Source organism: Nocardia fodinahabitans, assembly GCF_052983615.1.
In genome coordinates, this window is record NZ_JBRJJC010000001.1 from 2,545,781 (window position 1) to 2,571,710 (window position 25,930).

A 25,930-nucleotide genomic window follows, 5' to 3' on the forward strand; every position below is an offset into this window, starting at 1 on the left:
GGGGTGGGGGTCAGCTCGCGGCGCGCTCGGCGGGGGTGCTGAGGTCGAACGAGTCGCTCGGGGCGTCGGGGTCGCCGGTGAGCAGACCCAGGGCCCGGGAGAAGCGGCGCAGCAGGGTCGCCGCGGTGTGATCGTCGAAACGGTCTGTGCTGTATTCGAGTTCTAGGCCCAGATTGCCGTCGGGGTCGGCGTGCGTGGAGACGATGAAGTGCACGCCGTCGGCCACCGTCGGTCCGTCGAAGCGCAGGGCGGTGAGTTCGAGACCGGGAACGCCGAACGCCTCGGCGCCGGTGTCGAGGTAGCTCAGCGTCACCGCGCCGAGCGGACCGGCCAGCGCGCACGACTCGCTGGTCGCCGCGGTGGTCGAGGACACCACGGGATCCGGTTCCGCGCACAGGATCTCCGACAGCGTGGTCGCGCCCGCCACGGCGGTGCCCGCCTGCCAGGCCAGCAGGACCGTCATCGCGGCCCGGACGACCGCGAACGGCGAAACCGCGTGCCGGCGCGACAGTTCGGTGATCCGCGCGCCGATCCCGGCGCCGATCCTGGCCCGCATGCTCGCGCCGCGCCCGAGCAGCGACTCCAGCGCGCCCACGGTGACCGCGCCGACCGCACCCAGGCGGACGAGCGCGGCGGTGGTGCCGTCGATCTCCCAGCGCGCCAGCTCCCCGGTGCGGAACATCCGCTCCCCCGGGATGCCGAACGGATTGGCGACGAACCGGTCCGAGGTGGCCCGCGGATCGTCGCGATAGCCACGGGCCAGTTGCGCGCCGGACAGGTACAGCTCGCCGGCCACGCCGGGGCTGGTCGGGCGCAGCCGCGCGTCGAGCACATAGACCCGGCGGTTCCACTCCCGGACCCGCACGGGCGGCGGTTCCGGCGTGTCCGCGCCGGGCGCGGCGGGATAGGTGAGGGTGACCGTGGCCTCGGCCCGGCCGTAATCGTGGTGCAGCCGAGCGCCGGTCACCGCGCCGAAGGCACGCACCTGGGCCGCGCTGAGCGGCGCGCCGAGGACGACGACGCTGCGCAGCGACCCGATCTCGGCGCGCAGACCCGCGCGGTGGACGTGGTCGGTGAACGCGGCCAGTCGTGGCGGCGTGAAATCGGCGGCGGTGACGCCGTAGTCGGCGACCAGATTCGCCAACCGCACGGGATCGGGCGGTTCGGTCAGCACGACGGTGGCACCGACCCGCAACGGCAGCACATAGCCGTGCCATTCGGTGACCTCACCGATGGCGGCTTGGTGCAGATAGACGTCGCGCCCGGTGAAGCCGTGCCTGCCCTGCATGCCGGTCAGCCGGTGCACGGCGGCGATATGGCTGATGGTGATGCCCTGGGTCGCGCCGTGCGGGTAGAGCACGAAGGCCGGGTGTTGCGGCAGCACGGGGGTACGGCGTTCGGCGCGGGTGATCGGCTCGTCGGAGTAGTCGGCGAGCGGCACGTCGTCGAGCACGACGGACGGAATGTCGTACACCGCACCGTGATCGCGCGAGCGCACGGTCAGCACCAGCGCGGGATTCGCGACCGGGGGTAGCACTGCGGGACTGGTCGCGGTATCGACGGGCACCACGGCGCCACCGGACTTGAGCACGGCGTAGATCGCCACCACCAGCTCGACCGAGCGCGGAACATCTACCAGCACAGCCGATTCCGGGCCGACGCCGAGCGCGGTCAGGTGTCTGGCCAGCTGGTTGGTGCGCCGGTCCAGGTCACCGTAGGTGATGATCGAGGCCGCGCCGCCCGTGCTCGGGGCGTACACGACCGCGGGGTCGAAAGGGGTCGCGGCGGCCTGCGCTTCGAACTCGTCGAGCAGCAGTTCACCGGGCAGCCCGCCCTGTGGCGCGGCGGTCACCGCGTCGGCGTCGACACGGCCGACGAACTCGAGTTCCGCCGTCCAGCCGTCGCCCGGCGGCCTGCGGCGCACGAGGTCGCCGGTGGCGAACATGCGATCGTCGACCGGGCCGATCGGGTTGGCCAGGAAGGTGGCCGCGGTGGCCTGCCTGCCGAGGTAGCCGCGCGCCAATTGCACACCGGAGACGTAGAGTTCGCCGATCTCGCCGTCGGGCACCGGGCGCAGGTGCTCGTCGAGGATCAGCAGCTCGACGTCGTCGGCGGCCGAGCCGAGCGGGACCGACTCGAGGTCGGCGCCGGTCACCTCGTGCGCGACGACCTCGCCCGCCGTCTCGGGCCTGCCGTAGACGTGCCACAGCGTCGCGCCGCTCACCGCGCGCAGGGCGGCCGCGGTCTTCGCGGGCAGCGGTGCGCCACAGCTCAAGACGATCCGCAGCGAGTCGAGGCGCTCCTCGGCGTCGGGCAGCGCGGTCAGTGCGGCGAGCTGGCCGGGGTCGAAACAGGCCGCGGTGGCGCCGGTCTCGGCGATCGAGCGAGCCAGCATGTCGCTCGTCGGGAGCACCAGGGTGGCGCCGGTCTGGAGGGCGAGCAGCATCTCCCCCACCGTGGCCTGCGTGTCCAGTGGCGCGTGCCAGAGCACCGCGTCGCCGGGGCCGAGACCGCAGAGCCGTTGCCGCCACACCGAATTCGCCTGCGCGGCGCGGTGTCCGACGACGACGGCGGTCGCGCCCGCGACATCGACGACCAGGTAGGCCGGGTTGTCCGCGCCCGGCCCCGGAAGTTCGTCGGCGGCGAGGTCGACAGCGGGCTCGGCGTCGATCCCCAGCACGGGGACACCGGTCGGATGGGGCACATCCGGCGCGGTGATCACCAGGACGGGCGCGGCGAGGGCGACCGTGCGCTGACGCATGTCGGCGGGGGCGTCCGGGTCGAGCAGGACGAACGCGCCGCCCGCGGCGATCACCGCGTGCACCGCGACGACCAGGTCGACCGATCGCGGCAGCGACACCGCGACCGTGGTCTCCGGCCCGACACCGCGGGCGGCCAGGCCGACCGCCAGCGCGTCGACCCGTTCGCCCAGCTCGCCGTAGCTGAGCTCGGTGGCGCCGTCGCGCACCGCGATGGCATCGGGATCCTGCCGGATCTGGGTGGTGAAGGCGGCGAGCAACGTGGCGGGATCACGCCTGCGCTCGTCCGCCGGGTCACGCAGCAGCGCGTCGAGCGAGACAGCCGCCGTGACCGAATCCGTGTGCGACATCAGAGTTGTCCTTCCGAGTCGTCAGCCGACCCCGACCCGGCGATCACCGCGGCGGCATCGGTCACCAGTGTTTGCAAAGTGGTGGTGAGTCCGGACGCGCCGAGTGCGGCGAGCACGCCGGGCACCAGCCCGGCCAGCGCGACGTTCACCAGCGCTTCGGGTTTCATCGCGGCGCCCATCGCCTTGCGCACCGCGGTGAGCTTGGCGTCGAGCGCTTCGAACGAGATGGCGTGCTCGCCGTGGGCGAATGCCACGGTCGCCGGCGCGAGCCGGGCCGCCGAGCCGACGAGGCCCGGCAGATCGGCAATGGTGTAGGTGCGCGGACGCGGGATCTTCTCCGCGTCGGTGCGCACGTCGATCGACCGCACGGGTACGGCCGGGTCGGCCGCGACGGCCGCGAGGACCTTGCGGAACCGCTCGGCCAGTATCCGGACGGTCGAGGCGTCGAAAAGGTCGGTGGCGTAGCCGAAGTGCACGTCGAGTCCGTCGAGCGCGCCCGCCGCGTCGTAGCGCTGCAGTGCGGTCAGGTGCAGGTCGAACTTGGCCTCGCCGAGTCCGGGGTCCAGGGTCCGCACGTGCAGGCCGGGCAGCTCGATGCCGCCGGGCGGCATGTTCTGGAAGGTGAGCATCACCTGGAACAGCGGGGTGTAGGCACCCGAGCGGGGCCGGCCCATGGCATCGACGACCTGCTCGAACGGCACGTCCGCGTGGGCGAGGGCGGCCAGATCGCGCCGCCGGGCCTGGGCCAGCAGCTCGGTGAACGGCGCCCGCGAGTCGACCTCGGTGCGCAGCACAACGGTGTTGACGAACATGCCGACCAGGTCGTCGAGTTCACGGGCACCACGTCCGGCCACCGGCGCGCCGATGGTGATGTCGGCGCTGCCGGACTGCTTGGCCAGCAGCACCGCCAGCGCGCTGTGCACCAGGGTGAACAGCGTGGTGCCGTGCTCGCGGGCGATCTCGTCGAGGCGCCGGGTCAGTACCGCGTCGATCTCGAACCGCTCCGCCGCGCCGCGCATCTCGCGCCGGGTGGCACGGGGGCGGTCGGTGGGCAGCGCGAGCAGTTCCGGCGCGCCGGACAGCTCCCTGGTCCAGTAGGTCAGCTGCTGGGTGAGCACGCTGTCCGGGTCGCCGTCGGCGCCGAGCAGTTCGTGCTGCCAGGCACTGAAGTCGCCGTACTGGATGTCCAGTGGCGCCCAGCCGGGTTCGCGGCCCTCGCTGCGATCGACGTAGGCGCGCACCAGGTCCCGGGTGAGCGGTGCGATCGAGTACCCGTCGGCGCTGATGTGGTGCACCACGACGACGAGCACGTGATCGTTCGGGCCCAGACCGTAGAGCGCCACCCGCACCGGCGGCGCGGCGGTGATGTCGAACGGCTGGGCCACCAGGGCGGTGATCCTGGCCTCGACATCCGCGGCGGCGACCGGGATCGGGGTCAGTTCGACCGCGGCGGACCAGGCGGGCAGCACCTGCTGGACCGGCCCCGCCGCGGTGTCGGGGTAGCGGGTGCGCAGGGTGTCGTGGCGCGACAGCAGGTCGCCGACCGCCGATTGCAGCGCGGGCAGGTCGAGTTCGCCGGTGAGCCGGATGGCGGCCGGGATGTGGTAGGCCGCGGACTGCGGCGCGAGCTGGTGCAGGACCCACATGCGCTGCTGCGCGGGCGAGAGCACCGCGGGTCCGTCGCCGGTGCGCCGGGTCAGCGGCGGGCGGGCGATCGAGCGGTCGAGACCGCCGAGCCGCTCGGCCAGCGCGGCCACGGTCGGGGCGTCGAACACCTCGGCCACCGGCACCTGCGCGCCGAGCGCGGCGCCGAGCCGGGCGGCGAGCCTGGTCGCCATCAGCGAGTTGCCGCCGAGGGCGAAGAAGTCGTCGTCCAGGCCGGCGCTCGCGCAGCCGATCACCTCGGCGAAGGTTCGCGCGACCAGCTGTTCGGTCGCGGTGACCGGCGCGCGGAAGACCGCCTCGCCGAACTCCGGTTCGGGCAGCCGGGCCCGGTCGACCTTGCCATTGGCGTTGAGCGGCAACGAATCCAGCACGACCAGGGCAGCGGGCACCATGTACGCGGGCAGTTCCACGGCGAGTTCGCCGCGCAGCTCGGCCGCGATCGCCTGCTCCTCGCCGGGGGTGAGGTCGGCGACCGCGGCGTAGGCGATCAGCCGCGCCCCGGCCCGCTCGTCGGTCTTGGCGACGGCGACCGCCGCGCGCACACCCACGCACCGCAGCAGCGCGGTCTCGACCTCACCGAGCTCGATCCGGAAGCCACCGATCTTCACCTGGAAGTCGGCGCGCTCGAGGTACTCCAGAGTGCCGTCGGAACGCCAGCGGACGATATCGCCGGTGCGGTACATCCGGGACCCGGTGGAGCCGACATGTTCGGGCATTGCGGCGACGCGCGCGGATGTGCTGAAGGGGTTGGCGACGAAACGGTCGGCGGTCAGCGCCTGGCGACCGTAGTAGCCGCGGGCGAGCTGGTCACCCACGAGGTACAGCTCACCGGCGACACCGACGGGGACCGGCCGCAGCCGGGCGTCGAGGACGTGGAGCGCGCTGTTCCAGGCCGGGGCGCCGATCGGCACCACATGCGCGGGGTCGTGCGCGACTTCGTATTCGGTGATCGAGACCGCGGCCTCGGTCGGACCGTACAGGTTGTGCAGGCGAGCACCGGTACCACTGGCCCGGAACTGAGTGGCGGTAGCCGCGGGCAGCGCCTCGCCGATGGCCAGCACCGCACGCAGCGAATCCGGCAGTGCCGGTGTGGCTTCGGCGGCCAGCAGCATGCCGACCAGCGACGGCACCGCGTGCAGCACGGTGACGCCGTGCCGGGTCATGATGTCGCGCAGTCGATCCGGATCGCGTTCGGCACCGGGCGGGGTCACGATCAGCGCGCCACCGGAGGTCAGCGGCGACCAGAACTCCCAGACCGACAGGTCGAAGGTGGCCGGGGTCTTCAGCAGCACCCGGTCGGCGCCGGTCATGGCGAAGCGGTCGTGCAGCCAGGCCAGCTGGTTGACGATCGCCGCGTGCGGCACGGCGACGCCCTTGGGCAGACCGGTCGAGCCGGAGGTGAAGATCACGTACGCGGGATGGGCGGGCAGCAGCGGCGCGATGCGCCCGGCATCGGTCACCGGTTCGTCCGAATGCCCGCTCAGCGCAAGGTGATCCAGCTCGAACACCGGCACGTCCACGGGGATCGGCAGCCCGTCGGCGGCGGTGGTGAGCACACACAGCGGCCCGGCGGTGGCCACGATGTAGGCGATCCGGTCGACCGGGTGATCCGGGTCGATCGGCACGTACGCGCCACCGGCCCGCACCACGGCGTGCATGGCGATCACGAGGTCGAGCCCGCGCCGCATGGCCAGTACGACCGTGCGTTCCGGACCGACGCCCTCGGCGATCAGCAGCCGGGCGATCCGGTTCACCCTGGCGTCGAAAGCGGCGTAGTCCAGCGAGGTCCCGGTTTCGGCGTCGACCAGGGCGAGCGCGCCGGGGGTGGCGGCCGCCTGGCGCGCGCCGAGCTCGGCCAGCGTGACCGGCTCCACCGGATGCGCGGTGGCGTTCCAGGTGTCGAGCAGCAGGGCACCGTCGGTGCCGAGCAGATCGAGGTCGCCGACCACGGTTTCCGGTGCGACGGTGACGGATTCGAGGATGCGGCGCAGCTGGGTGGCGAACCGCTCGGCGGTGCCCGCGTCGAACAGGTCGCTCGCGTAGCCGAGCGCCATCTCGATGCCGGCCGGGGCGCCGTCGGCCGTGTAGTGGTCGAGGGCGAACAGGTGCAGGTCGAACTGGGCTACGCCGGAGTCGAATTCGATGTCCGACACGGTCAGCCCCGGCAGCTCGAGCTGTCCGCGCTCGTGATTCTGGAACGAGTAGCCGACCTGGAACAACGGGTGCCGGGCGGTGGAGCGGGCGGGGTTGAGGACCTCCACCAGCCGCTCGAACGGGACGTCGGCGTGCGAGAACGCGGCGATATCGGCGGCACGGGCGGCACCGAGCAGCTCGGTGAACGGGGCATCGCCCGCGACCGGGGTGCGCAGCACCAGCGTATTGACGAACATGCCGATGACCTCGTCGAGTTCGGCTTCGCCACGGCCCGCGTTCGGGGTGCCGACGGCGATGTCGGCGGTCCCCGAGAGCCGGGCCAACAGGGCGGCGAAGGCCGCGTGCACCACCATGAACAGCGTGGCGCCGTTGCCACGGCCGAGGGCGACCAGGGCGGCGTGCAGGTCGGCGTCGACGGTGAAGCTCACCTTGTCGCCGCGCAGGCTCTGGCGGGCCGGGCGGGGACGATCGGTCGGCAGGGTCAGCTGGTCGGGCAGTCCGGCCAGCTGGGTCCGCCAGTAGCCGACCTGCTGGGCCGCGAGGGATTCCGGATCGGCCTCGTCGCCGAGCAGTTCCCGCTGCCACAGCGCGTAGTCGGCGAACTGCACCGCCGGCGGCGCCCAGCAGGGGGCGGTGTCGGTCAAGCGCGCGGAGTAGGCGCGCATCAGGTCGGCGACGAAGGGTGCGATCGACGAGCCGTCGGCCGCGATGTGGTGCAGGACCGCGGCGAGCACGTATTCGCCCGCGACGGTTCCGGCACCGGTCATGGAGTCCGACTCCGCAGGGGTCTCGGATGCGGCGCTCACCTGGAACAGGCGCAGCCGCACCGGAATCTCGGCGGTGACGTCGAAGGTGGTGGCGGCCAGCTCGGCGATCGCGCCGGGCAGCTCGGCCTCGGTCACCACGATCGGATCGAGCGCCGGAACCGCCTGTGCGGCCGAGGTGATCGACTGCACGGGCCCGCCGTCGACCTCCGGGTACACGGTACGCAGCGATTCGTGGCGGGCGACCAGGTCGGCCACCGCCGTGCGCAGCGCGGCGACATCCAGGTCACCGGACAGGCGCAGCGCGAACGGGATGTTGTACGCGACCGAGGCGCGGTCGAAGCGATTGAGGAACCACATCCGCTGCTGCGCGGGCGAGAGCGGCAGCTGCTCGGGGCGGGCCCGCCCGACCAGCGCGGGCCGGTCGACCTTCGCCTGCGCGTCCACCGCGGCGGCCAGCTCGCCGACACGCGGTGCCTCGAACAGCGCGCGCACGCCGACCCGGCGATCCAGCGCGGAGCCGATCCGGGCGACCGCCTTGGCGGCGAGCAGCGAGCTGCCGCCGAGGGCGAAGAAGTCGTCGTCCGCGCCGACCGGCCGGGCGTCGGCGGCGGTACGGCCGAGCACCTCGGCGTAGACCGCCGCGATGATCTCCTCGGTGACCGTCGCCGGCTTGCGGTAGACGGTGGTCTCGAAGACCGGCGCGGGCAGCGCGGCCCGGTCCAGCTTGCCGTTGACGGTCAGCGGAATCCGCTCGACCGCGACGACCGCCGCCGGGAGCATGTGCTCGGGCAGCGTGCGGCCCAGTTCCTGCCGGATGGCCGCCGCGTCGACCCGCCCGGTATCGGGACCGGCGACCAGGTACGCCACGATCCGCGGCTCGTCGACCAGGTCGGTGCGCACCAGCACCGCGACCTCGCGCGGCGCCACCGAGCTGCTCAGCAGCGCGGCCTCGATCTCGCCGAGCTCGACGCGGAAGCCACGCAGGTTGACCTGCTGATCGGCCCGGCCCAGGTACTCCAGCTCGCCGTCGGCGGTCCAGCGGGCCAGGTCACCCGAGCGGTAGGCGAGGCTGCCGGGAGCGCCGTAGGCGTCGGCGACGAACCGGCTCGCGGTCAGGTCGGGCCGGGCCAGGTAACCGCGCGCCAATTGCGCGCCGGAGACGTAGATCTCGCCGGGCACACCGACCGGCACCGGCCGCAGGCGCGAATCCAGCACGCGCACGGTCAGTCCCGCGAGGGCACCGCCGATGACGCTGGCCGCACCGGTCTCCGGGGTGATCTCCCGGTAGGAGGCGTGCACCGTGGTCTCGGTGATGCCGTACATGTTCACCAGTCGCGGCGCGCGCGGGTAGCGGGCGAACCAGCCGGCCAGCCGCTGCGGTTCCAGCGCCTCACCACCGAAGATCACCGTGCGCAAGGCGTAGTCACCGCGCGCTGTGTCCGACGCGACGGCCAGGTCGGCGGCGACGAGCTGGTAGAACGCCGACGGCGTCTGGTTCAGCACGGTCACCCGCTCGGCCAGCAGCAGCTCACGGAACTGCTCGGGCGAGCGCGAGGTGAAGTAGTCGACCAGCACGATCGAACCGCCGGTCAGCAGCGCGCCCCACAGTTCCCAGACCGAGAAGTCGAAGGCGTAGGAGTGGAACATCGTCCACACATCCGACGGGCCGAAGCCGAAGTGACGCTCGCTGTTGTCCAGCAGCGCGAGCACATTCGCGTGCGGAATCACCACGCCCTTGGGGCGCCCGGTGGAGCCGGAGGTGTAGATGACATACGCGGTGTTCGCGGGGACCAGCGGCGCGCGCCGATCATCCGCGGACAGCGGCGCCGCCGCGAAGCCGGTGAGGTTCTCGGCAGCGGGGTCGATCACCGGGCCGCCGAACCAGTCCCGAGCCAGCCCGGTGCCCGCGTTCGCGATCGCGCACAGCGGGCGGGCGTCGTCGAGGACGTACTCGATGCGGTCGGCCGGGTAGTTCGGGTCGATCGGCAGGTAGCCGCCGCCCGCCTTGAGCACCGCCAGCAGCGCGATGGCCAGTTCGACCGTACGCGGAAGAGCCACGGCCACCAGGGTTTCCGGGCCGACGCCCGCGCCGACGAGCCGCCGGGCGAGCCGGTTGGACCAGGCGTCGAGCTCCCCGTAGGTGAGCGTGGCGCCCTCGGCCTTCACCGCGACGGCGTGCGGGTGCCGCGCGGCGATCGAGGCGAACCGGTCCAGCATGGTCTCCGTACCGGTGGCGACCGCGTCGCCGGTGGTGGCCCAGTCGTGCAGCATGCGCTGCTGTTCCTCGGCGCTGAGCAGCTGGATGTCACCGACGACGACGGTCGGATCGGCGACCACGGCGGCCAGCACCTGGGTGAAGCGGCGGGCCAGCACGGCGATGCTGCTCGCGTCGAACAGGTCGGTGGCGTAGGCGATCTCGATGGCCATGCCGTCGGCGCGGCCGTCGACGTCACCGGATTCGGTGACGGTGAACTGCAGGTCGAACTTGGCGACCGCGGCGTCGAAGTCGATCGGGGCGACCCGCAGCCCGGCGGCCGTCAGCGCGGGCACGGTGAAGTTCTGCAGGACCAGCGCCACCTGGAACAGCGGGTGGCGGTTGCGGGACCGCGCCGGGTCGACGGCGTCCACGACCTGCTCGAACGGGATGTCCGCGTGGGACAGCGCGTCGAGGTCGCCGGCGCGGACGGCGTCGAGGGTGGTCTCGAACTCCGCGCGCGGGTCGATCTGGCTGCGCAGCACCAGGGTGTTGACGAACATGCCGATCAGTCCGTCGAGCGCGGCCTCGCCGCGACCGGCGACCGGGGTGCCGATGGCGATGTCGCCGCCGCCGGAGAGCCGGGCCAGCAGCACGGCCAGCGCGGCGTGCACGGTGCTGAACAGCGTGGCCTCGTGCTTGCGGGCCAGCTCGCGCAGCTCGCTGTGCAGATCGGAGTCGATCTGGAAGCGGTGCACCCCACCGCGGAAGCTGGACTCGGCCGGGCGGTTCCGGTCGGTCGGCAGCTCCAGCTGCTCGGGCAGACCGGCCAGGCCGCGCCGCCAGAACGCCAGCTGCGTGTGCGCGAGAGAGCCGGAATCGCTCGCGTCGCCGAGGTTCTCGTCCTGCCAGAGGGCGTAGTCGGCGTACTGGATCGGCAGCGGCGCCCACGCGGGGGCGCTGCCGTCGCGGCGGGCGGCGTAGGCGGTCATCAGGTCGGCGGCCAGCGGGCCGAGGGAGAAGCCGTCGGCGGCGATGTGGTGCACCACCAGCACGAGCACGTGCTCGTCGGCGACCGCGAACAGCGTCGCGCGCAGCGGGATCTCGGCGGTGAGATCGAAACGCACCGCCGCGCAGGACAGCAGCCGGGCCGGCAGCTCGGCCTCGCCGATCGGCTCGGCGCGCAGCGCGAGGCGCGCGGTGTCGGCGACCAGCTGTTCGGCGCCGTCGGGGCCGTCGGGGTAGCTGGTGCGCAGGGCTTCGTGCCTGCCGATCAGATCGGCGAGCGCCGCCTCGAGCGCGGTGATGTCGAGCTCGCCGGTCAGCCGCAGGGCCACCGGGATGTTGTTCACGGCGTCGCCCGAGCCGTCGGCGTCGGCCAGGTAGCGGTTGAGGAACCACATCCGGCGCTGCGCCGCCGAGAGCGGAATCCGCCGCGGCCGTTCGCGAGTGGTGAGTTCGACCCGCCCGCCGGAGCCGCGCAGCGCGGTGCACCGGTCGGCCAGCTCGGTCACGGTCGGCGCGTCGAAGAGCAGTCGCACCGGCACCTGGGTGTCGAGCGCGGCGCCGAGCCGGGCCGCCACCTGGGTGGCGTTGAGCGAGTTGCCGCCGAGCGCGAAGAAGTCGTCGTCGAGGCCGACCTCCCGGTCGGCGGGGAAGCCGAGAACCGCGGCGAAGGTGCCCGCCACGATCTGCTCCACCTCGGTGACCGGGGCACGGAAGACCGCGACCTCGAAGACCGGCGCGGGCAGCGCCTTGCGGTCGAGCTTGCCGGAGGCGTTGAGCGGGAACTCGTCGAGCTCGACGAAGGCCGCCGGAACCATATAGGCCGGGAGCGTGCGGGTGAGCGACGCGCGCACCCCGTCGACGTCGAGTTCGGCGGCGGGGACGAGGTAGGCCACCAGCAGGTCGTCGCGGACGACGACCGCCGCCTGCCCGACCTCGGTCAGACCACCCAGCGCGGCCTCGATCTCGCCGAGCTCGATCCGCAGACCACGCAGCTTCACCTGGAAGTCGGTGCGGCCCAGATACTCCAGCTCGCCATCATCGGTCCAGGTGACCAGGTCGCCGGTGCGGTACATGCGCTCGCCCGCGGCGAACGGGTCGGCGACGAAGCGTTCGGCGGTCAGGTCGACCCGGCCCGCGTACCCACGCGCCAGCTGAGCGCCGGCCAGATACAGCTCGCCGGGAACCCCGACCGGCACCGGGCGCAGCCTGCTGTCGAGGACGTAGACCCGTGTGTTGTGCACGGGCTCGCCGATCGGCACCGAGGCGACGTCGGCCTCGGTCACCTCGTGAAAGGTCACATCGACGGCGGCCTCGGTCGGGCCGTAGAGGTTGTGCACCCCGGCGCCGGTCAGGGCGCGCAGCCGGTGCGCGGGCGCGGGCGGCAGGGCCTCGCCGGAGGCGAACACCATCCGCAGCGAGGCGCACCGGGCGGTCGCCTCGTGGTCACTCGCCGAGGCCGAATCGAGGGCCGCGACGAACACCGACAGCATCGAGGGGACGAAGTGCGCGACGGTGATCGACTCGGCGTCGATCAGGTCGGCGAGGTAAGCCGGGTCACGGTGGCCGTCGGGTCGAGCCAGCACGAGGCGGGCACCGATCTGCAAGGGCCAGAAGAACTCCCACACCGACACGTCGAAGGTGGCCGGGGTCTTCTGCAGCACCGTGTCGGCCGCGGTGAGCCGGTAGGCATCCTGCATCCACACCAGGCGGTTGACGATCGCGGCGTGCGAGACGACGACACCCTTGGGCTTGCCGGTCGAGCCGGAGGTGAAGATCAGGTAGGCGGCATGGGCCGGGGTGAGGGTGGCGAGCCGGTCGGCGTCGGTGATCGGCGCGGGCGGGTAGTCGCTGGTGTCGAGCTGCTCGAGCTCGAGCACCGCGACGGAAGTCGTCGCGGGGAGTTCGAGTTCGTCGACGGCACGCGTCAGCACGCACACCGGCGCGGCCGCGTCGATGACATGCGCGAGGCGCTCGGCCGGGTGATCGGGATCCAGCGGCACGTAGGCGCCGCCCGCCGCGAGCACCGCGTACATGGCCACGACCAGATCGGTCGAGCGGCGCATACCGAGTGCCACCGTGCGGTCGGGCCGCACGCCGATCGAGATCAGCAGGCGGGCAAGGCGGTTCACCCGTTCGGTGAATTCGCCGTAGGTGAGCGATTCGTCCTCGAAGGTCACCGCGGTGGCACCCGGGGTGCGCGCCGCCTGCGCCGCGAACAGCGAGACCAGCGTCATCGTCTCGTCGACCGGGTACGCCGTGGCGTTCCAGGTCTCGAGGATCCGGGTGCGCTCCGCGGCGCCGAGCAGGTCGATGTCGCCGATCACGACGCTGGGATCGGCGGTCACCGTTTCCAGCATCCGCAGCAGGCGGGTGCCGAAATCTGTGATGGTCTGCGCGTCGAACAGGTCGGTCGCGTACTCGAAGCGGGCGAGCAGGCCGTCGGCGGTCTCGCGCAGCGTCAGCTGCAGGTCGAATTTCGCGGTGTAGGTGTCGATCTCGATTTCCGAGGCGGTCAGGCCGGCGAGTTCGAGTTCGGTCCTGGAGTTGTTCTGGAAGTCGAGCATCACCTGGAACAGCGGGTGCCGGGCGGTGGAGCGCTCGGGGTTGAGCGCCTCGACCAGCCGGTCGAAGGTGACGTCGGTGTTGGCCAGCGCGCGCAGATCACCGTCGCGGACCGTGCCGACGAGGTCGGCGAAGGTGGCGGCGGGGTCGACCTGGCTGCGCAGCACCAGGGTGTTGACGAACATGCCGACCAGCTCGTCGAGCGCCTGGTCACCACGACCGGCGACCGGGGTGCCGATCGCGATGTCCTGCTGCCCGGACAGTTTCGCCAGGGTGGCGGCGAAGGCGGCGTGCAGCACCATGAACAGCGAGGCCTGCGCGTCGGTGGCGAGGGCGCGCAGCCGCTCGGTGAGCGCGGCGGGCACCGCGAAGGTGTACCGGGCGCCGCGCCCCGAGGCGACGGCGGGGCGCGGGCGATCGGCGGGCAGGGCCAGCAGATCGGGCAGCTCGGCGAGTTCCGTTGTCCAGAAATCGATCTGGCGCGCCATCGGCGAGTCCGGGTCGTCCTCGGCGCCGAGGGCGGCGCGCTGCCACAGCGTGAAGTCGGCGTACTGCACGGGCAGCGGCGTCCACTGCGGCTCGTCGCCGGCCAGGTGGGCGGCGTAGGCCACCATCACGTCGCGGGTCAGCGGCGCGACCGACCAGCCGTCGGCGGCGATATGGTGCAGCACCAGCACGAGAACGTGCTGCTCGGCACCGATGCGCAGCAGGTGCAGGCGCACCGGCGGTTCCTGATCCACCGCGAACGGCACCGCGGCGAGGGCGCGCACGCGGTCGTCGAGCGCGGCCGGATCGACAGCCTCGGGCTCGAGCGTGATCGCCAACTGTCCGGCATCGAGTACCTGCTGGAAGGGGATGCCGTCGACGGACGGGTAGCGGGTGCGCAGCGCCTCGTGGCGGGCGAAGACCGCGGCGACCGCGGCGGTCATGGCGGCGTGGTCGATGGTGCCGGTCAGCCGGATCGCGGCGGCGATATTGTCGGCGACCGAGTCGGCGTCGAACTGGTTGAGGAACCACATGCGCTGCTGCGCGTAGGACAGCGGAATGCGCTGCGGCCGTTCGCCGGCCACCAGCGGCAGGCGGGTCGCGGTGGCCTCGATCGTACCGAGCGCGGCCGCGAGCGCGGTGACGGTCGGTGCCTCGAACAGCGTCTTCAGCGACACCGGGACGCCGAGCGCGACGCCGAGCCGGGAGGCCACCTGGGTGGCGACCAGCGAATTGCCGCCGAGGGCGAAGAAGTCGTCGTCGGCGCCGACCTGCTCGAGACCGAGCACCTCACCGAACACCTGGGCCACCACGGTCTCGGTGCCCGCGGCGGGCGCGCGGAAGGCGCGGGCGGCGAAGACGGGCTCGGGCAGCGCGCGCCGGTCGAGCTTGCCGTTCGGGGTCAGCGGCAGCGCGTCGAGCACGACGAAGGCGGACGGCACCATGTGCGGGGCGAGGGTGCCGCGCAGTGTCGCGGCGAGCGCGTCGACGTCGAGTACGGCGGTCCGAGCGCCCTGTTCGGGGGTCAGCGCAGCGACGGCTCCACCGTGGGCGGCGGTGGCATCGGCGACCCGATCGGCACCGAGGCCGGGCACGGCCGGTTCGGCGTGCGGCACCAGATAGGCCACCAGCTGATCGCCGCGGTGCGCGTCGGCCCGCACCAGGGCGACGGCCTGGCGCACCGACGGCTGGGCGAGCAGCGCGGCCTCGATCTCACCGAGCTCGATCCGGAATCCGCGCAGCTTCACCTGATCGTCGTTGCGGCCCAGGTACTCCAGCGTGCCGTCGGCGGTCCAGCGGACCAGGTCACCGGTGCGGTACATGCGCGCGCCCGGCTCCCACGGGCAGGCGACGAAGCGGCCCGCGGTGAGCGCGGCCCGGCTGCGGTAACCGCGCGCCACCTGGGCACCGGCGACGTACAGCTCACCGGCGACACCGGCGGGCACCGGCTGCAGCCTGCCGTCGAGCACCCACTGGGTGATGCCGCGCAGCGGGGTGCCCAGGGTCAGCGGCGAATCGCCGGTGAGCGGGGCGCTGATGTTCGTGGCGATCGTCGTCTCGGACGGGCCGTAGGCGTTGACGAACGCGCGCGGCACGGAGCCCTCGGTCCAGCGGGCGACCAGGTCGGGCGGGCAGGCCTCGCCGCCGACCATCACCATGCGCAGGTCGTCGAGCTGTTCGGGATCGAGCACCGCGAGACCCGAGGGGGTCATCAGCGCGTGGGTGACCTTCTCCGCGGCCAGCAGTTGCGCCAGTTCGGCGCCGACATGGCGGCCCACCGGCGCGATCACCAGGGTGGCGGCCGAGTTCACCGCGAGCAGCAGCTCCATCACCGAGATGTCGAACGACGGCGAACCGACCTGCAGCACCCGCGCGTCGGCGGTGCCGAACATGCGCTCGGACTCCTCGGCGGCGAAGCCGACGATCCCCGCCTGGGTCACCAGCACGCCCTTGGGCAGACCGGTGGAGCCGGAGGTGTAGATGACATAGGCCAGGTGCTCGGCGCGCAGTGGCCGCACCCGATCGGCGTCGGTGATCGGATCGCTGGACCGGGCGGCGCACTCGGCCATCAGCTTCAGCTCGTCGAGCACCAGCCAGTCGGTCGGGCCGGGCAGCGCGGACTGCGCCTCGGACACCGTAAGACCCACTCGCGCACCCGAATCGGTCACCATATGGGTGATCCGATCGAGCGGGTAGCTCGGATCGACGGGCAGCCAGGCCGCGCCGGCCTTGGCGATCGCCCACACGGCGAGCACCGATTCGACGGAGCGCGGGATCCCGACCGCGACGATGTCGTCGGGGCCGACCCCACCGTCCACCAGCACCCTGGCCAGGCGCGAGGACGCGCGGTCGAGCTCACGGTAGGTGAGGGCACGGTCGCCGTCGGTGACCGCGATCCGGTCCTGATCGGCCGCGACGGCGGCCGCGAGCAGGTCGGGAAGCAGACCGGTGGCGGTGACGGGTGCGCCGCGCATACCGGTCAAGCGGGCGTGCTCGGCCTGCGAGAGCAGCGGTAGTTCGCCGACCGCGGTGGCGGGCGCGGCGACGGCGGCGGCGAGTAGCCGGACGAAACGCGCGCCCAGCTCGACGATCTCGGCGTCGTCGAACAGGTCGGTGGCGTAGAGGGCGACGGCGTCGATACCCGCGGGTTCGCCCGCGGCACCGCGTCGTTCGTCGAGGGTGAGCTGCAGGTCGAACTTGGTGATGTCGAGTTCGATCTCGTGCACCGACACCGGCGTGCCGCCCAGCACGAAGCTGGTGTCCAGCCCGGCCTGGAAGTTCAGCGCCACCTGGAACAGCGGATGTCTGGCCTGCGAGCGCGCCGGGTTGACCACGTCGACCAACCGGTCGAACGGGACGGTGGCGTGCGCGAAGGCGGCCAGGTCGGTCTCGCGGGTGTGCTCGAGCGCGGCGGTGAAACTCGCGGCCGGATCGATCTCGGTGCGCAGCACGAGGGTGTTGACGAACATGCCGATCAGATCGTCGATCGCCCGGTCACCACGGCCGGCGACGCCGGTACCGATGGCGATGTCGGTGGTGCCGCCGAGCCGGGCCAGCAGCACGGCCAGCGCCGTGTGCAGCACCATGAACAGCGACGCGCCCGCCTCGGTGGCCAGCTCGGTCAGCTGCCGGTGCAGGCCGGCGCCGATGGTGAAGCCGGTCCGGGCGCCGCGCATGCTCGGCTCGACCGGGCGCGGCCGGGCCGAGGGCAGTTCCAGCTGGTCCGGCAGCCCGGCCAGTGTCCCTTCCCAGAAGGCGATTTCACGCGAGGCCAGCGACCGCGGATCGGTCTCCGCGCCGAGCAGTTCGCGCTGCCACAGGGCGTAGTCGGCGTACTGCACACTCAGCGGCGCCCAGGCGGGCTCGGCCTTCGCGGCCGCGGCCTGGTAGGCGACGAGCACATCGCGCACCAGTACCTGCAGCGACACACCGTCCGCCGCGATGTGATGCAGCACGACAGCCAGCGCGCACTCGCCCGCCGGATCGCCCGCGACGACGAAGATCCGGGCCCGGAACGGCGCCTCGTGTTCGAGATCGAAACCGGCGGCGGCGAATCGGGCGAGTTCGGCGTCGAGCCCGGCCGCATCGACCGTGGTCGGCTCGTCGATGCGGACGATCCCGGCGTCCCGCACGACCTGCTCGGCCACCTCTCCGCCGGGCACATCGACCGCGGGGAACACGGTGCGCAGTGCCTCGTGCCGTTCGACGACGGCGGTCAGCGCCGTGACCAGCGCGGACAGATTCGCGGTGCCGCGCATCCGCACCACGAACGGCATGTTGTAACCCGGCGCGGACGGATCGAACCGATTGAGGAACCAGATCCGCTGCTGCGCGGGCGAGAGCGGGATCAGCGCGGGGCGCGGACCGGCCGCGAGCACCGGCAGCTGCGCGGTGACGCCGGCGTCGCCGCGCTCGGCGACCGCGGCGGCCAGCCGGGCCGGGGTGGTCGCGCCGAACAGGTCGCGCACCCCGAGCCGGATCCCGAGGTCGGCGCCGAGGCGGGCCGCCACCTGGGTGGCGACCAGGCTGTTGCCGCCCAGGGCGAAGAAGTCGTCGTCCCGGCCGATCCGCTCGATCCCGAGCACCTCACCGAACACCCTGGCCACGGTCTGTTCCACCGGCCCGGCGGGCTCGGCGTAGGCGACGACGGTGCGGGCGGGCGCGGGCAGCGCCTTGCGATCGAGCTTGCCGGAGGCGTTCACCGGCAAGGCGTCGAGCAGCACGTACGCGGCGGGCACCATGTACGCGGGCAGTGCGCGCAGCGCGGCCTCGCGCAACAGCTCCACCGCGACCGCGCCCGGCTCGGCCTCCACCACATAGGCGACCAGCTGTTCGCCGACACCCGCGTCACCGCGCACGACGACGACCGCGCGCACCGCGCCCGCGACACCTTCGAGCACGGCCTCGATCTCGCCGAGCTCGATCCGCAGACCGCGCAGCTTCACCTGGAAGTCGGTGCGGCCCAGGTATTCCAGTTCACCGTTGGTGGTCCAGCGGACCAGGTCGCCGGTGCGGTACATCCGCTCGCCCGGCGCGTCGAGATCGGCGACGAAACGCCCGGAGGTGAGCTCGGGCCTGCCGACATAACCCCGGGCGAGCTGTACCCCCGACAGATACAGCTCACCCGGAGCCCCGACCGGTACCGGCCGCAGCCGCGAGTCGAGAACATGGAGCCTGGTGTTGAACACCGGCGCGCCGATCGGCACCGTGATCAGGTCCGCGTCGTTCACCTCGTGGAAGGTGACGTCGACCGCGGCCTCGGTCGGGCCGTAGAGATTGTGCAGCCGCGCGCCGGTGAGCAGCCGCAGCCGCTGCGCCAGCGCGGCGGGCAGCGCCTCGCCCGAGGCGAAGACCAGCCGCAGCGACGTGTGCTCGGCGATCTCCTGCTGGGCGAGAAAGGCTTCCAGCATCGACGGCACGAAATGGGCTACGGTGACGCCGTATTCGGCGATCACACTGCGCAGATAGCCGGGATCGCGATGGCCGTCCGGCTCGGCGAGCAGCAGTGTCGCGCCGATCTGCAAGGGCCAGAAGAACTCCCACACCGAGACGTCGAAGGTCATCGGGGTCTTCTGCAGCACCACGTCGACACCGTGCAGCCGGTAGGCGTGCTGCATCCACACCAGCCGGTTGACGATCGCGGCGTGCTCGACCGCGACACCCTTGGGCAGGCCGGTGGAGCCGGAGGTGAAGATGACATACGCGGGATGCCCGGGGCGCAGCGGCGCGGTGCGCTCGGCGTCGGTCAGCGCAGCGTCGGCGTAGCCGGTGAGGTCGAGCGCGTCCACGGCCAACACCGGCAGCGCACCGGCGCCGGGCGCGCCATCGCGGGTGGTGGTGAGGACGGCGGCCGGGGCGGCGGTGGCCAGGATGTGCGCGATCCGCTCGGCCGGGTGATCGGGGTCGATCGGCACGTACGCCGCACCGGCGGCGAGCACCGCGTACATGGCGACGACCAGCTCGGGTGAGCGCCGAATGCTCAGCGCCACCAGCGATTCCGGGCCGATGCCGTCGTCGCGCAGCCGCCGGGCCAGCCGGTTCACCCGCTGCGCCAGCTCGCGGTAGGTCAGGGTCGCGGCAGCGTCACCCGCCATCCGCACGGCGACATCGTCGGGAGTGCGGGCGACCTGGGCCTCGAACAGCGCGGGCAGCGTCGCGGACGGTACGGCGCGCTCGGTCAGCGCGGCCGCGACATCGAAGCCGGTGGCGTTCCAGATCTTGGTGCTGACCTGCAATTCCAGCTCAGTCGCGACCTCGATCGCACCGATCGCCGTCTCCAGGTCGGCGGCGGCGAGGCGCTCGAGGAAACCGAGGAAGCGCGAGTGGTGCCGGGCCAGGGTGTCGGCGTCGTAGAGGTGCGGGTTGGCCTCGAAGTCGACGTGCACGCGATCGCGATCGCCGTAGTAGACGTTGAGGCTCAGGTCCTCGATCGGGCCGGTGGACAGCACCCGGTAGCGACCGGTGGTGGTGCCGAGGGTGAGGTCGCTGCGGAAGAGCATGAAGTTGGCGAGCGGGCCGAACAGCGCCCGCCGGGCGGGGCGGCCGTCGTCCTCGGCGTCGCGGCGAATGTCCTCGGCGCGGTAGCGCTGATGCCGCAGCGCACCGGCCACCTCGACGCGGGCAGCGCGCAGCAGCTCGCCCCAGGTGGTGGCGGCGCCGGCCGCGCCGGTGGGCAGGCGCAGCGGCACGATATTGGACAGCATGCCCGCCGAGCGGCGCATCACCGCGGTGGTGCGCGCGGTGACGGGCAGGCTGAGCACCGCGTCCGGTCGGTCGGTGAGTCGGCCGAGGTAGGCGGCGAAGGCCGCGAGCAGCACCGCGGAGATTGTCGAATCATCGCTGGCGGCAATGGTTTCCAGCCGATCGACCAGCTTCTCCGAGAGCCGTCCGCCGGTCACCAGGTTGATGGCGGCGCGCGGCGCGGTGCGGCTGTCGAGGCTGGTCGGGCTGTCCAGGCCGGCGATGCGCTCGGCCCAGTGCTCGCGGTCGTTGGCGAAGCGGGTGCTCTCGCGGTAGCGCTGCTCGCCCTCGACGAGCTCGGCCAGGTCACCGGGGGCCGCCGCCTTGGCCTCGGTGCCGAGCATGCGGGCGGTGTAGAGCTCGGCGATGCGCTGGGAGTTGGTGAAGGCGCCGTAGCCGTCGAGCACGATGTGGTGTCCGCGCAGGTACCAGAACCAGCGGGCCTCGCCGACGCGCAGCACCGCGCCCGCCACCAGGCGGTCGGTGAGCAGGTCCAGCGGCGCGCCGAACTCCGCGCGCATCCACTCGTGGGCGGCGGCGACGGGATCGTCGTGGTGGCGCAGGTCGATCAGCGGCAGCTCGGTCTCGATCGGGATCGAGTGGTCGACGACCTGGTAGGGAACACCGTCGGATTCGCCGATGCGCACCAGCGGGGAACCGTAGGTGTGCGCGGCCTCGGCCGTGACCTGTTGCAGCACAGCCGCATCCAGCTCACCGGTGATGTCGACGTACTGGGCGATGGTGATCGGGACGTCGGGGTCGAGCAGCTGCGCGTACCAGACTCCCAGCTGGGCCGGTGTCAGCGGGAACGGTACCGACGCCGTGGCGGCGACCTCCGCTTCCTGCGGTCGCGCGCTGAACCCACCCAACTCCGTACCGTGCACCAGAGCCTCCTCGAATCGCGAAAAAAAGCAGAGGCGAACCGTTTTCGGGCAGCACGAAGACACCTGAGGTACTCCGTGGAGCGAGAAATTCGCCTGTGAGCGCAGTGGGCGCAACCGCCACACTCGCGCAGGATCCCCGACAGATCATGTGGACGAGATCGACGGTCCGGTGGACCGCCGGCGCGACGAACCGCTCTGTCCGTCGCGAGGTGCCTAGCTGTTGATCGTTCCTCCAACATCGCGGCCGTGGCCCGAACCCGGCGCCCCGGCAGTGTCACTTACATCACATGGCTGCCTGTCCATGCATTGCAGACACTAGGCGGTCAGTTAATAAAAAGAAACTTTTTCCGCTAAAAAAGTCGGACGAACGTCCAGTCTCTTCGGGGAGGTTGCCACGACCTGGGCATCAGTGTGTGCCACACCACATCCTCGGCAGATGTGTGAGCTACCACACTTTCAGAACGGGAGACTATGAGCCGAAACGTTGCATCTGCGTTGCATCGGCACCGAGGCGCCGATCGAGCACCCGGATCTTGGCCTCGATCTGCGCATACAGTGGCGAATCGCGGTCGACGGTGGAGCGGTACGCGGCCCACGCGGCGGCGTCGTCACGGCCTTCCGGGCCCGCGGTCCACCGGCGCAGCACGCCGGGATCGGCGGAAGCGAGCACCGCGGTGCGCAACCGCACCCGGAGCTCGTCACGGATGTCGCAGATGCCGGGAGCGGACGATCTGGGGAGCACCGGACCGGCGTACAAGCGCAATGCGGATTCGATATCACCGGAGTCGAGCGCGGCCCGCAGGGCCTCCACATCGGTTGCGACATGGACGCGCAGACGGTATGGGCGCGATCCGACGACCGTCGCGCCGATCACCGACCGCAGGCGCGACATCGCCGCGCGGATGGTGCCGTTGTCCAGATCGGTGTCGTCGAGCAGCAGCGCCAGATGATCGGCGCCGAGCCCTTCGGGATGTTCGGTGAGCAACAGCAGGATCTCGGCATGACGTTGTGAGAGCGACACCCGCTCCCCCGCCACACTCAATTGCGGCTGACCGAGCCCGAGGACCTCGAGTCCGAGCCGGGCCGGTTCCGCGTCGGCGGCCTGCTCGCCCGCGCGGTCCGGCGCGGCCGCGGACACCCCGCGGCCCGCGCGCATCGCCCGCAGCACCAGATCCATCTCGGCGGCTGTCGCCGCGGCCTTGACCAGAGCGAGGATCTCAGGCTTGGCCACCCGCATCCCGCCGGCAATCATCAGCACGCCGATCAACCGGCCGTCCGGCTCGTGCACGGGGGCCGCCGCGCCGGTGATCTGGTGCATGCGATGGAGGAAATGTTCGGGTCCGTGGATCCAGGTCGCCCGTCCGGTGCGCACGACGAGACCGACCGCGTTCGTGCCGATCCGGCGCTCGCTCAGATCGTCGCCTTCGCGCACGCCGATCTCGGCGGCGGCGGCGACCTGTTCCGGATGGCCGTGCACCGACAGCACACGACCGAACTGGTCGGCGACCGTCACGATCAGTCCAGCCCGCGCCGCGTCCTGGACCAGCAGTTTGTCGATGAGTGGCATCAGTGCGGCGATGGGATGGGCATCCCGGTAACGCACCAGATCGGCACCACGAAGACCGCGACCGTCGAGTATGTCCGCCGGATCGATTCCACCACGCGTACTGCGCAACCAGGACTCGAGAACGAGCGGACGCAACAGGCCGGCCAGCTGGGTCAGCTGGTCACCACCGGCACTGAGAAAACCATGGGCCTGTGCGGCATAGGCTTCCAGAGCTCCGAGCTGTGCGCCCGACTCCGCCGCCTGCCGTGGGGGCCGCCCACCTGCGAGATTGCTGACCATTTGCCTTTCTTTCCCGCTACAAACTGTACCGGTGAGTTAACGGCAGCCTCGCCAGAAGTGTGGGTTTGTCCCGCAGGTCACATTGTGGTACCAGATGTCACTTCGTCACACCCGGTGTCGATGGGCTATCACTGTGGCGAGCAGCACCGTCGCGGCCTGCGGACCACGGCCCAACGGGACCGGCACGACCGACAGATCGGCCACCGTCAGACCCTCGATGCCGTGCACCCGGCCCTGGTCGTCGACCACGGCGCGCTGGTCGTCGGCGGTACCCATCCGGCAGGTGCCCGAAAGGTGCTGGGACGTCCCCAGATGCGAGCGTAGCCAGGCGTCGTCGACGGTGCCGAGCGGCCGCTCGAGGATCCGCGCGGCGACCTCGACCCCCGCGCGCAGCCGGTCCCGGTCGGCGGCCGCGCGCAGAGAGCCCTGGTCGATCCGGGCGGGGACGGCCGGATCGGCGGAGACGAGAGTGAGCGTGCCGGTCGACTCCGGAGACATCAGCGCGACGCCGAGCCTGCGCAGGCCGGGCGTGAACATCGGGGTATACGGACGCAGTTCGAGGTCGCCGAGTTCCAGGACGTACTCGAGGGCGACCGTGCTCGTCGCCGGCGCGGGCCCCGGGTATTCGACGCCGATCTCGGGATGGTCGGTGCACCACTGTCCCACCGGCGCGGGCCGCACCACCGGGATGCCGAGCGAACGCAGTAGCGGTTCCGGGCCGATGCCCGAACGGATCAGCAGCGCGGCCGATTCCACCGCGCCCGCGCACAGGATCACCCGATCGGCGTAGGCCGTGCCGCGTTCGCGACCGCGCGCCCACTCGACGCCCACCACCCTGGCGCCGCGCGACACCAGGCGGGTCACCATCGTCGCGCCGGCGATCGTGAGGTTCGGGCGGGCGAGTGCGGGATAGAGATGAGTGAACGCGGGGCCCGCCCGCCGACCGTCCGCGATCGCCAGCGGCACGCGCCCGAAGCCCACCTTCCCCTGAGGGTGGCCGGGCGTGCGATGTTCCCGGCCCGGCGGGCGTGCTTCGGTGGGTGCGTTCAGATCGGCGATCTCGGCGAAGCCCCCAGCGTCGCACCGGCCGGCGAAGTCCACGCTGACCGTGGCCGGGTCGGTCGTGCGGCGGATCGGGATCGGGCCGGTGGCGCCATGACCGGGCTCGGTGCCGAAATCGTGGTCGGTCTCCACGTCGCGCAGAAAGGGCAGCACGGCGTCGAACGACCACCGCGCACTACCGGCCGCCGCGCTCCAGGCCGCGAAGTCGGCGGCGGTCGGGCGGATGAAGTAGCTGCCGTTGATCGCGCCCGACCCGCCGATCAGCCTGCCCCGCACGATGTTTCCCGGATACCGCCACACCACGGCGGATTCCGGGCCGACCGGCAGCAGACCGGGATCGAGCAGGTCGGCGGGCACCGCGGCGGCCGACGGCCAGACCGGTCCGGCCTCGAACACCCGTACCGTGTGCGCCGGGTCGGCGCTGAGCCCGGCCGCGACCACGCAGCCTGCCGACCCGGCACCGACGACGAGAGTGTCCGTCACGCGGGCGAACTCAGCGCGGCGGCACGCTCGGCTTGAGCGCCTCGAAGCTGCGCGCCCGGATCACGCCGAGCCACAGGCCGCTGCCGTAGGCCACATCGTCGAGACGCTTGTAGGCGACATAGCGCACCGGGTCGAGGCCGCCTGCGTCACGGTGGGTGAACCAGTCGGCCAGACCGTCGGCCAGCGCCATGGTGATGGCGATCTTGCGGATCCGCCGCGAGGCGAGCACCGCGATCAACGTCACCGGCCAGTAGTCCCGGCACATCGCCGAAGCCAGCCGCCACATTCCGGCGAAATAACCGCGCGCCAGATACACCGCCGCGATGCGGGTCGGATTGTCCAGTTCGGTGAACACCCGCCGCATCCGCACCAGCGCGGTGGCCAGCGTGACCAGCCCGCCGAGCAGGCCCCACTTGGACAGCGTCGCGAACAGAATGCTCGCCAGCACGGTCCAGGTCGGCACCGACAGCGGCGAGACCATGCCCGCGTGCCGCTTGCCCAGTGGTGCGGCGCCGGTGCCGTAGAACAGCTTTCGGCCGAACCAGGCGCGGAAGGCCACCCGGTGATCGTGGGCGACGTGCGCGGCGGGCTCGTAGCGCAGCCGCCAGCCCGCCCGTTCCAGCCGCCAGCACAGATCGACGTCCTCGGCCACCTGCATCGACTCGTCGAAGCCGCCCTCACCGAGCAGCGCCGCGCGCCGGGTCAGCAGGGCCGCGCTCGGCACGTACGACACGACACCGCGCGCGTGCACCGCGGACTCGCGCCTGCCCAGATCCAGCGAGGATCGGGTGTGCTCGTAGCGAGCCAGCGCGTTGGACGCCTTGTCCAGCGCGACGATCCGCGGCGCGACCAGGGCCACCTGCGGATCGCTGAAGTGCCCGAGCATCACCTCGAGCCAGCCGCTGCGCGGCACCACGTCGGAGTCCAGGAACGCGACGAAGCCCGTTGTCGCCGCCCGCAATCCGGCATTGCGCGCGGCGGCCGGGCCGAGCGGGGTCTCGTGCCGCAGCACCGTCACCTGTCCGCGGCCTTGCCGGGGCGGTATCCGCACCGGCTCGTCGGAACCGTCGTCGACGACGATCACGTTGTGCCCACGCAGGGTGGCCAGCAGCCGCATCAGCCCGTCTGCGTTGTTGTAGAGCGGGATGACGACGGTGATGTCGTCGAGCGAGGGCAGCAGCCGCGGCCGCGGGTTCGCCACACCGGAATCGAGCAGCCGGCGGGCGACGATCGCGGACTTGGTATCGGTCACCTCCAGGTACCCGTCGCCGATCAGCTCGGCGGCCTCCGGGGCCAGGCGCAGCATCCGCGCGGGCGATCCACCGATCAGGATCCGACCCCCGGAAAATGCGCGTACCCGTGGATCGATCCGTACCCCGAAGCCGTCGGGCAGACGATCATGGCGCATTCCTCGCATGCTATGCGCACTCGAGCTCGCAGACATCATCACCCCACAAAAAAGGAGGAAAG

Annotated in this window: 5 protein-coding genes; all 5 read right to left on the reverse strand. The window is 72.0% G+C overall.

Annotation, left to right across the window (positions count from 1 at the left end):
* Positions 1 to 10: 10 nt before the first annotated feature.
* Positions 11 to 3,109 carry an AMP-binding protein gene (locus NV348_RS11810; RefSeq protein ID WP_447146963.1) on the reverse strand — a complete coding sequence of 1,033 codons (3,099 nt, stop codon included), beginning with the start codon at positions 3,107 to 3,109 and terminating at the stop codon, positions 11 to 13.
* Positions 3,109 to 21,069 carry a non-ribosomal peptide synthase/polyketide synthase gene (locus NV348_RS11815; RefSeq protein WP_447146964.1) on the reverse strand — a complete coding sequence of 5,987 codons (17,961 nt, stop codon included), beginning with the start codon at positions 21,067 to 21,069 and terminating at the stop codon, positions 3,109 to 3,111. The genes NV348_RS11810 and NV348_RS11815 overlap by 1 nt, the downstream gene beginning before the upstream one ends.
* A 469-nt stretch (positions 21,070 to 21,538) precedes the next feature.
* The gene (locus tag NV348_RS11820; protein WP_447146965.1) at positions 21,539 to 22,915 is read right to left on the reverse strand and encodes a GAF domain-containing protein; all 1,377 of its coding nucleotides are present in this window, start codon (positions 22,913 to 22,915) and stop codon (positions 21,539 to 21,541) included.
* A gap of 105 nt (positions 22,916 to 23,020) precedes the next feature.
* Positions 23,021 to 24,460 (reverse strand): mycofactocin dehydrogenase MftG, encoded by a 1,440-nt coding sequence (gene mftG, locus NV348_RS11825; RefSeq protein WP_447146966.1) that lies wholly within the window; start codon positions 24,458 to 24,460, stop codon positions 23,021 to 23,023.
* Positions 24,461 to 24,470: 10 nt separating this feature from the next.
* Positions 24,471 to 25,868, reverse strand: coding sequence for a mycofactocin biosynthesis glycosyltransferase MftF (gene mftF, locus NV348_RS11830; protein WP_447146967.1), 1,398 nt, complete (start codon positions 25,866 to 25,868; stop codon positions 24,471 to 24,473).
* Positions 25,869 to 25,930: the final 62 nt, after the last annotated feature.